General features: G+C 74.8%; 5 protein-coding genes. 1 reads left to right on the top strand and 4 read right to left on the bottom strand.

The features are described from left to right. Positions 1-14 precede the first annotated feature (14 nt). Both AC5LUJ_RS13755 and AC5LUJ_RS13750 read right to left on the bottom strand, forming a co-directional pair. The gene (locus AC5LUJ_RS13755) at positions 15-1,214 is read right to left on the bottom strand and encodes a glycosyltransferase (protein WP_250281910.1); all 1,200 of its coding nucleotides are present in this window, start codon (positions 1,212-1,214) and stop codon (positions 15-17) included. Then, positions 1,211-2,452 (bottom strand): glycosyltransferase family 4 protein, encoded by a 1,242-nt coding sequence (locus tag AC5LUJ_RS13750; RefSeq protein ID WP_250281908.1) that lies wholly within the window; start codon positions 2,450-2,452, stop codon positions 1,211-1,213. The genes AC5LUJ_RS13755 and AC5LUJ_RS13750 overlap by 4 nt, the downstream gene beginning before the upstream one ends. 416 nt (positions 2,453-2,868) lie before the next feature. On the opposite strand from AC5LUJ_RS13750, the gene AC5LUJ_RS13745 reads away from it, so the two are divergent. Beyond that, positions 2,869-4,278 carry an FAD-binding oxidoreductase gene (locus AC5LUJ_RS13745; protein WP_493465046.1) on the top strand — a complete coding sequence of 470 codons (1,410 nt, stop codon included), beginning with the start codon at positions 2,869-2,871 and terminating at the stop codon, positions 4,276-4,278. An 85-nt stretch (positions 4,279-4,363) separates the two neighbouring features. Here the strand turns inward: AC5LUJ_RS13745 and AC5LUJ_RS13740 are convergent, their stop codons facing one another. Next, the gene (locus AC5LUJ_RS13740) at positions 4,364-5,233 is read right to left on the bottom strand and encodes a hypothetical protein (protein ID WP_250290786.1); all 870 of its coding nucleotides are present in this window, start codon (positions 5,231-5,233) and stop codon (positions 4,364-4,366) included. Then, the coding region (locus tag AC5LUJ_RS13735) for an SPASM domain-containing protein (protein ID WP_250290788.1) at positions 5,230-5,756 on the bottom strand (527 nt) is incomplete at its 5' end. The genes AC5LUJ_RS13735 and AC5LUJ_RS13740, both read right to left, overlap by 4 nt.

Below are 5,756 nucleotides of genomic sequence, written 5' to 3'. Positions count from 1 at the left end.
TGTCCACGGCACGGTCAGGCGGCGCGGCCGGCGCCGCGGTCACGTCCGTCCGCGGGCTGCCGTCGCGCGGGGTGCTGGCCGGGGCGTCCGGCGGCCGGGCCCAGCCCGTGGGCGGCGAGGAACCCGTCGACGGTGACCTGCCACGGGAACTGCTCCGCGCGGGCCCGCGCGGCCTGCCGGCGGCTGAACGGGTCGCGGGCGAGCAGATCCTCCACGCCGTCGGCGAAGGTCCAGCCGCTGCCCGCGGCCACGACCCCGGCGCCGGGCACGACAAGCTCCGCCAGGGCGCTGCCGTGGTGGACCACGACCGGGGTCGCGCTGGCCATCGACTCCAGCGCGGCCAGTCCGAACGTCTCCACCGGGCCGGGGGCGAGGAGCACGTCTGCGGTCGCCAGCAGAGAGGCGAGCCGGTCACGGTCCGCGACGAAACCAAGAAAGATCACCGGAAGGCCGGCGGCGCGCCGGGTCAGGCGCCCCCTGCTCGGGCCGTCCCCGGCGATCACCAGCCGGGCGGGGACGCCGCGGCGGACCAGCTCCGCCAGGGCGTCCACGGCGGTGTCGCCCCGTTTCTCCGGCGACAGCCGGCTGGCGTGCACCAGCAGCACCTCGCTGTCGCGGGCGAAGGCCCGCCGCAGCGAGGTGTCGTAACGGTCGGGACGGAAGCGGTCGAGATCGACCCCCAGGGGGATCCGCCGCAGGTTGGTGGCGCCGACGCGGCGGAACTCCTCGCCCGCCCACGCGGTGGTGGCGACCACCGTGTCGAACGACCGCGCGAGCGCGGCGTTGGAGCGGTCGGCGGCGGCCCGCACCGGCAGCACCCCGCGCAGCGGGCGGGGCGTCCACAGGTTCAGCAGCCGGTCGAGGCGTTCGTGGCTGACCACGACGGATCCCACCCCGGCCCGGCGGGCCCACCGGCCGAGCGGGCGCAGGGTCGCCCGGTCGTGGACCTCGAGCCGGTCGGGCGCCTCGGCCGCCAGCAGCCGGGCGACCCGCCACGGCTCGGCCAGCACCCGGTAGTCGGTGCCGGGCACCAGCGGCGCCCGCATGGTGATCACGGTCGCGTCCGGGGTGTGGCGGACGCCGTCGCGTTCCCCGGGGAGGATCTGGACGACGTCGTGCCCGGCCGCGGTGTACCCGGCGGCGAGGTGCCGCAGCGTCGTGCGGATGCCACCGGAGCGCGGCGCGACGAAGTTGGCCGCCTGGACGATCTTCACCGGGTGCTCCCGTCCTCGTTGTGACACGTCCCGGCCCGGTCGGCACCGTGGTGGCAGCGCGCCGTCCGGCGGGCGAGAACGGCCCGTGACCGCGGTGCCACACCGCCGCCGTACCCCGTCCCCAGGCCGCGGACGTCCTGGTAGTGGCCGATCAGCTCGTCCCCGATGGCGCCCCACCCGCAGCCGCTGACGGACTGGCGGGCGGCGAGGCCCATGGCCGTCCGCCGGCCGGTGTCGGTGACGAGGGCGGTGACGCGGCCGGCCAGCGCGGCCGGGGAGTCCGGGGTGAAGTGCAGCCCGGTGCGCCCGTCGTCGACGACGTCGAGCAGGCCGCCCGCGGCCGGCGCCACCACCGGGACACCGCTGGCCTTGGCCTCCTGAGCGGCCTGGCAGAACGTCTCGTGGGAGCCGGTGTGGACGAACACGTCCAGGCTCGCGAAGATCGTCGCCAGTTCCGCCCCGGAGCGGAACCCCAGGAAGGCCGCCCGGGGCAGCCTGCGTTGCAGCGCCGGCCGCAGCGGGCCGTCACCGACGACGACCAGCCGCGTCCCGGGGATGTCCTGCACGGCGCCGAGCAGGTGCACCCGTTTCTCCCGGGCGAGCCGGCCGACGTAGCCGACCAGCACCTCCCCGCCCGGGGCGAGGCCGCGGCGCAGCGCCGGGTCGCGGTGGCGTGGATGGAACCGCTCCAGGTCGACCCCGCGCGTCCAGCGGGCGACCCGGTGGACGCCCTGGCGCAGCAGCATGTCGACCGCGGGCCACGACGGCGCGAGCGTCCGCCCGGCGAGGCGGTGGACGGCGGCCACCCACCGCCAGATGGACCGTTCGGCCTGGGCGAGCCCGTAGCGGGCGGCGAAGCCGGCGAAGTCGGTCTGGTACACCGCCACGCTCGGCAGCCCGAGCCGCCAGGCCGCGAACGCGGACTGCGCGCCCAGCCCCGCCGGGGCCGCCAGATGCACGACGTCCGGCCGGAAGCCCGCGAGCACGCCGACCAGCCGGGGCCATGGCGTCGCCACCCGGAACTCCGGATATCCTGGCAGCGGAACCGACGGCACCCGCAGCACCGGGGCACCGGCGTAGACGTCGGGGCAGGCCGCTGGCGTACGCGTCCCGGCCGCGGGCGCGATGACGAGCGCCTCGTGGCCGCGGTGCCGCAGATGCTCCAGCACCCGGCAGACCGAGTTGGTCACGCCGTCGACGTGCGGCAGAAAAGATTCGGTGATCACTGCGACGCGCACGACAACACGGTCCCAAGCCCCGGGGAGGCAGCGCGGACGCCCGCTCGTCCACGACATGAACTTTGTGACACAGCTTGGTGGTACGACGCCGTACCGTGACGACGCCACGACCGCTGCCGGCCGCCACCTACCGATACGGACCGATGGCGGCTGATGCCGGACCGGCCGGCACCGCGGAGACGTCGGAAGAGCGCCGGAGGCGGATGTCCCCGGCCCGGTCTCCCCGGCCCGGTCCCCCCCGATCGGTGTCCGTTCCCGGCTGCGGCCTGCCCGGCCGGCGTCGCGGAGGTCGCACGCGGCGGCCCGGCCGGGCGCGGGCCCGGCGGCACTGGTCGCTGACGGTCACCAGCGCCACCGGCCCCCCGCGGCAGGCCCCGGGGCCTGGACCCGACGGCACGGCCCAGCATGATGGATGGGTGTTGATCACAGATCTCGTCGGCGTGCTCGGCGCCGCCCACGTCCTCACCGACCCGGATGTGACCGTGAGCTACGAAACCGACTGGACGGGCGCCTTCCGGGGGCGGGCCGCGGCCGTGGCCCGTCCCGCGACGACCGAACAGGTCGCCGCCGTGCTGCGGATCTGCGCCCGGCACGGCGTGCCCGTGGTGCCCCAGGGCGGCAACACCGGCCTGGTCGGCGGTTCGGTGCCGGCCGGCGCGGCGGCCGGGGCGGTGCTGCTCAGCCTGCGCCGGCTCACCGCGCTCGAGCCGGTGGACACCGCCGCCGGGCTGGTGACGGCCGGTGCCGGGGCGACCCTCGCCGACGTCCAGGCGCACACGCGCGCGGCCGGCTACGGCGTCGGCGTCGACTTCGCCGCCCGCGGCTCGGCCACCGTCGGCGGCATCGCCGCGTCCAACGCCGGCGGCGAGCGGGTGCTGCGCCACGGGATGACCCGCGGCCAGGTGGCCGGGCTGGAGGTGGTGCTGGCCGACGGCAGCGTGCTGCGGCGGCTGTCCGGCCTGCCCAAGGACAACGTCGGTTACGACCTGCCATCGCTGTTCGTCGGCAGCGAAGGCACCCTGGGCGTCATCACGAAGGTCCAGCTGCGGCTGGTCGGGCTGCCCGCGGCGCGTACGGCCGCTCTGCTCGCCGTGACCGGCCTGCCCGCCGCGGTCGGCCTCGTCGCCACCCTGCGGGCCACGGTGCCCTCCCTGGACGCCGTCGAGCTGGTCTTCGGCGACGGCGTCGACCTGGTGTGCGCCCACCAGGGCCGGCCGGCCCCGTTCCCCGGCCGGCCGTTCCCGCCGGACACCCCGTACCTGCTGGTGGAGTGCGTCGGGCCCACCGACCCGACCGGCGACCTCGCCGCGGCGGTGGAGACCGCCACCGGCGTGCTGGACGCGGTCGTCGCCACCACCGCCACGGACCGGGAGCGCCTGTGGGCCTACCGGGAGGGGCACACGGCGGCGGTGAACGCGCTCGACGTCCCGCTCAAGCTGGACGTCGCCGTCCCGCTCGCCCGTATCTCCGCCTTCGTCGACGATCTGCGCGCCCTGGTGCCGGCGGTGGCGCCGTCCGCCCGGCTGCACCTGTGGGGGCATCTCGCCGAGGCGAACCTGCACGTCAACGTCACCGGGCTGGACCGCGGCGACACCAGCGGCCGGGAGGCGCTTGCCACGGCGATCCTCACCCGGGCCGCGGCCGACGGCGGCAGCATCGGCGCCGAACACGGCGTCGGACGGGCGAAGACGGCGTGGATGGGCCTGTCCCGTTCACCGACGGAGCTGGCCGTGCTCGCGGCCGTCAAACACGCCCTCGACCCCACCAACCTGCTCAACCCCGGCGTCCTCGTCCCACCAGGTCCCACCACCAGCCCATCAAGATGATCGGCTTTTCCTTCGCAGGTCAAGGAGATGTCAGCCCCGGGGCAGATCAGAAGGTTTTCCCTCTGGGTCGGCCCTCCACGATCAACTAGAACGTCTCCGGCTGGTCCAGGATCTTCCTGGCGAGCTGGTGGAGGGCGGGGCAGAGGTTGACGGTGTCCTCGTAGTAGGCGACGTTGACGAGGATGTCGGCGGCGGCGACCAGCAGCGCATAGCGTCCCGACGGGCTGTCGAGCACGTCCGCGAACGTGGTGTAGATCTGTTTGGCGGTTTCGGGGGCGGCCAGGGCGGTGCAGTACAGGCGTGCGGCGCCGGAGCCGGCTACGCCGGTACCCCAGTGTTCCCAGTCGAGGATCATCAGGTTGGGGATGGTGACGTTGCCCCAATGCAGATCCAGGTGTTCGGTGCTGCCCCAGGTCGGTGCGATCCCCGGCGGGAGCGGCCGGCCGTAGACGGCGTGCAGCAGGTAGCGGTGCCGTTCGGCGCTGTCCACCCAGAAGGTCCGGTCGGTGGGGTGGGTGGCCAACGTCTCCAGGGAAGCACGTAGATCATTCAGCCATTGGGGGGCGAGGGTGATGGGTGTGGCCAGGTACTGGCTGCCGGGCGCCGCGACCGGGTCGGGGGCCAGGGTCATCAGGTCGGCGCACACCGGGATGTCCACCGGCTGGGTGTGGGTCCATTCCACGCTGTCCAACAGTGTCGGTTTGTGGATGCCGCGCAGGGCGGCGGCGTCGCGGATGCCCGTCCACGCCTCCCGGTCCATCCCGTCCTCGCGGAACGGGGCGACCCGTAGCCATGCCCGTTTGCCCTGGTGGAGCACCGGGCCGCTGATGCTGTTCGCGACGCTGGTAGCGGGCGTGCACGGTTCGACGCCCAGTCGCTCGGTCGCGGCCAGGAACACTCCCGCCAGCCAGGCGTCATAGTCATCGACGCGGACCGGCAACCATCGCCGCCTCACTCGCGTACCTTTCGCAGGGGGCTACAGATCGGCGTGCACGACGGGACGCATCTGGAATCCGGCGTGCATTTCATGTTGGGCATGCAGGCGGTGGTCTCCGTGGGCCGGCGGGCCTGGTCGAGCCGCGCCACCTGTGCCCGGAAGGCGTCGCCGTCAAGGACGCTGTGCAGCGGTTCCCGTCGGGCGTTGCCAGCGACCGCATGCCGGGTGAACACACATGGTGACACCGTACCGTCCGGGCCGATGGCGGCGGTGCCGTGCCCGCACTGCCCGCAGGTATCCGCCTCGTCCACCGCCGGAGCCCCGCGGCCGAACGCCCGCACCCGGTCATAACCGATGTCGGTGACGCCGAGGGCCGCGAGGTCCGCGCGTGCCTGGTCGACGCGCTGGGCGTCGTCGACGCCGATGACGCCGACCCGCAGCGGGATCTCCCGGCGGACCGCCTCGGCGATGTTCGCTCTGGTCCGGGCGTGGCTGCCCGGCCGGCCGGTGATCGCCTCATGCTCGGCCGGGGCGTCGGAGT

The organism is Protofrankia sp. CiP1_Cm_nod3 (genome assembly GCF_982290655.1).
The sequence above is the reverse complement of the archived record's forward strand: the minus strand, read 5'-3'. Positions and strand labels throughout refer to the sequence as shown.